At 31.3% G+C, this 3,599-nt stretch carries 3 protein-coding genes and 1 tRNA gene; 1 reads left to right on the forward strand and 3 read right to left on the reverse strand.

The features are described from left to right. Nucleotides 1–82: 82 nt before the first annotated feature. Nucleotides 83–673 (forward strand): superoxide dismutase, encoded by a 591-nt coding sequence (locus KKE07_00185; GenBank protein ID MBU4269286.1) that lies wholly within the window; start codon nucleotides 83–85, stop codon nucleotides 671–673. Nucleotides 674–677: 4 nt separating this feature from the next. Here KKE07_00185 and KKE07_00190 read toward each other — a convergent pair whose 3' ends face one another. The 3 genes from KKE07_00190 to secD all read right to left on the reverse strand — a co-directional run. Continuing rightward, nucleotides 678–2,501: an ATP-dependent DNA ligase gene (locus KKE07_00190; GenBank protein ID MBU4269287.1), complete on the reverse strand. Its 1,824-nt coding sequence runs from the start codon at nucleotides 2,499–2,501 to the stop codon at nucleotides 678–680. Nucleotides 2,502–2,666: 165 nt separating this feature from the next. Beyond that, nucleotides 2,667–2,743: transfer RNA gene (locus tag KKE07_00195), tRNA-Met, on the reverse strand. A 9-nt stretch (nucleotides 2,744–2,752) separates the two neighbouring features. Next, nucleotides 2,753–3,599 (reverse strand): protein translocase subunit SecD (gene secD, locus KKE07_00200; GenBank protein MBU4269288.1); only part of this gene is annotated, 847 nt, incomplete at its 5' end.

A 3,599-nucleotide genomic window follows, 5' to 3' on the forward strand; every position in this document is an offset into this window, starting at 1 on the left:
AAAAATAAATTTTGCAAAAATAAATTATGTAAATAACAAAACAAATAACAATATAAAAATGCAGGAACAGAATATGAAAAATATTTTTATATATAAAGAAAAAATAGAACTAAAACCATCAGGACTTGACGGAATAAGCGATTCTCAAATAGCGGATCATTGGAAACTTTACGTTGGCTACGTAAATAACGTTAATAAATTAAATGAAGATTTAAAAGAACTTGCAAATCAAAATAAAACAAACAGTTTAATTTATGCCGACAGAAAAAGACGTTATGGATTTGAATATAATGGCATGATATTACATGAATATTATTTTGAAAATTTAACAAATAACAAAACAGAACTTTCAGATAATAAATTAAAAGAAAAAATTATATCAACCTGGGGATCTTTTGAAAATTGGCTTGAAGACTTTAAAAATACAGGTAAAACTCGCGGAATCGGTTGGGCAATTCTTTATGCAGATCCAAATACCGGCGAACTTACAAATCATTTTATTCACGAACATCAAAATGGTGTAATTACAGATTTTAAACCAATTCTTGTAATGGATGTTTGGGAACATGCTTATATGGTTGATCACAAAGCCGATGGACGAGCTGCATATATCGAGAGCTTTATTAAAAATATTAATTGGCCCGTTGTTGAAGCTCGATATAAAAATATATAATTTTTTAAAAAATACTTAATATTTTTTTATCAATCTCATCTTTAATTTTAGTCTTTTTAGACAACCTTCTTTTTGATTTCTTCTCTTTACCCTCAAACTGTAAAGAATAAAGTTCTTTCAATTCAACTAAAGAAGTTGATTCATAAGCACTTTTATCCGGTCTATAGCCCATAAATCTTGGAAATCGCAGAGCAAGCCCATCTTCATCTTCAGTCTTACCTGCAGAATGCAACGGTGATAATGTAATTTCATCAGCTCTTATAAGACAAACAATTTCCGGACTGGTCCAAACATCAGGATAAAGTTCTTTAGCACATTCAACATTTTTAGGTCTATTAACAACTTTAATTTGGTCACACTTCTCTTTGACCTCTTTTAATCCCAAATCTGTAAGCCCGGTTCCAATTTTTGCAACAGTCTGAAAACTATCTTGTTTTTTATTATAAATACCAACAAGTAACGCTCCTATGCCAAACGTGGCTCGTTTACCTTTACCTTTATAATAACCCAAGATTACACAGTCTATGGTATCATCCAAGTGCCCGGATTCTTGGCGTTTAAGTTTAATCCAATTAAAATTTCTTTTTCCTGCCTGATAAAGAGCATCAGTTTTTTTTACAACAAGGCCTTCAAGTCCCAAAGATATATTTTCTTCAAAATATTTTTCAAGTTCTTTTGCCGAATTAATTTCTTTTTCTTCAACAACAAAAACCGTATCTTCTTTTTTAGTTGTAGCAACTGTCAAAAGTTTTTTTCTTCTTTCTTCATGAGTTTTATCAAGAAAAGATTCTCCATTTAAATATAAAAGATCAAAAAAATATAATTTTAATGGAAAGTCTTGCGCAGTTTGTTCAATATCATATTTTCTTTTTCTTTTAACAGTTTCTTGAAAAGGCAAAAATGTTCCGGTATGAACATCGTAAGCAATAGCTTCACCTTCAGCTACCAAAGTTTTAACTTTTAAATCCAAAACCGCTTTTTTAAGATCCGGAAACATATCTGACATATCCTGTAAATTTCTTGAAAAAAAATTTACATGCGGTTTACTTTTTGTGTTATCAATATGCACTTGTAGTCTAAATCCATCAAGTTTGGGTTGAGCAACACATTTGCCTAATTTTTGAAAAATATCTTTTGCATTTGGCAATCTTTCTGCCGCTGCAGGTCTGACAGGAATACCTGTGACAATTGCATGTTTTTTTAATTTTTCAAGACCATCTTCTTTTAAAACTTGAATAATCATGCCAATATCAACACAAACATTATAAGCTTCTTCAAGATCCAATCTTATAGATTTATTACCCGCATACATCCAAGAAAAAGCATCAAGTAAAGTCATGTCTGAAAAACCAAGTCTGAGTTTTCCCAAAATAATTCTAATTACATATTTTATAGAAAGTGAATCGAGCTTTTCAAAAAGCTCAAGTAACAAAATTTCTTTTTTTTCAACAGCACCATCACCTGAAATTTTCAAAAAATCTTGAAGATAATTTTCTACTTCGTTTAAAGTTAATGGCTCACTTTTTCCGGATATATCATATTCCTGTATCAATAGCCCCAAATCGCCAAGCGTTTGCGCTCTTAAATTAATTACGTTTTCACTTTTGTTTAAAAATTTGGCAAGAACTTTGATCATACTTTTTGATGCAAAATTAAATTGTGTTCCAATATATGTCGGATTTAATTCACCAAGAGTTAAATAAGAAATTATTGCAGCCTGATTTGGAGTAGCAGTTTTAAATAAATCGGCCAAAAGTTTTGTCATTTCAGTTCTGGATGATTCTTTTTCGATAAGATCAAAAATTTTGGCAACTTCTATAAATTTCATAATTTTCCTAATAAATTAAATATCTAAACCGGATATTATATTTAGTTATTATTATATAAGACAAAATATAAAAAAAGAAAATTAAGAAAATACAGTTTTTGGTCTGGCCTGCCAGCCGACTTGTCCGCCGAAGCTTTAGCGAAGGAGGAAGCCTCGTGCGTAGGCTGGTAGCGACGCAGGGATTCGAACCCCGGACCTACGGATTATGATTCCGTCGCTCTAACCAACTGAGCTACGTCGCCACACAAATTTTAAACGTTGATGTCTTTAATTTTAGTATTATCCAAAATAAAATCAAACACTGATTTTAGAAAATAAACACCTGAAATAACGGTTGCCAAAATACCAACCATCAATGTTACGGCAAAACCTCTTATTGCAGGTCCACCAAACTTAAATAATACAAATCCGGTTAAAAATGTAGTAATATTTGAATCTAAAATAACAACAAATGCACCTTTAAATCCGTCATTTAATGCTTTTCTAAATGGTATACCGTTTTTTAACTCTTCTTTTACACCTTCATATATCAAAACGGATGCATCTATTGCCATACCGATTGTAAGAACAATACCTGCAATACCTGACAATGTTAATGCAGAATCAAAATATGAAAGTAAAAGTAAAATCAAAAACATATTAAATATTAATGCTAAAACGGCAAACAACCCTGCAGTTTTATAATAAATAATACTAAAGAAGAATAATGCTAAAAGAGCAACTACACAGGCCATAATACCTTTATTTATTGAATCTTGACCCAATGATGCTCCAACACGAGTTTCTTGTTCAAATTTAATAGGAGCTATCAATGCACCCGATCTTAAAACAAGTGCCAAATCATTACCTTCTTCAGGTGAGAAATTACCCGTAATCTGGCCGGATGAACCAATTTCCGATTGAACCGTAGGTGCAGAGTACATAACATTATCAATTATTATACCCAACTGTTTTCCAATATTATTTCCTGTTAACTCTTTAAATTTACTTGCTCCGGATGCATCCAAATTAAAGCTTACTGCAATTCTATTGTATTGATCATAAGTTACTCTTGCATCAACAATATGATCGCCGGTTAAATCAGGAAATGCTGAAACA

The sequence above is a fragment of the Candidatus Dependentiae bacterium genome (assembly GCA_018897535.1).
In the GTDB taxonomy this organism is placed as follows: domain Bacteria; phylum Babelota; class Babeliae; order Babelales; family UASB340; genus UASB340.

Bases quoted from the DNA above. Each gene is read 5' to 3' on its own strand.
- KKE07_00190 (MBU4269287.1), bottom strand. From the start codon at position 2,501: ATGAAATTTATAGAAGTTGCCAAAATTTTTGATCTTATCGAAAAAGAA.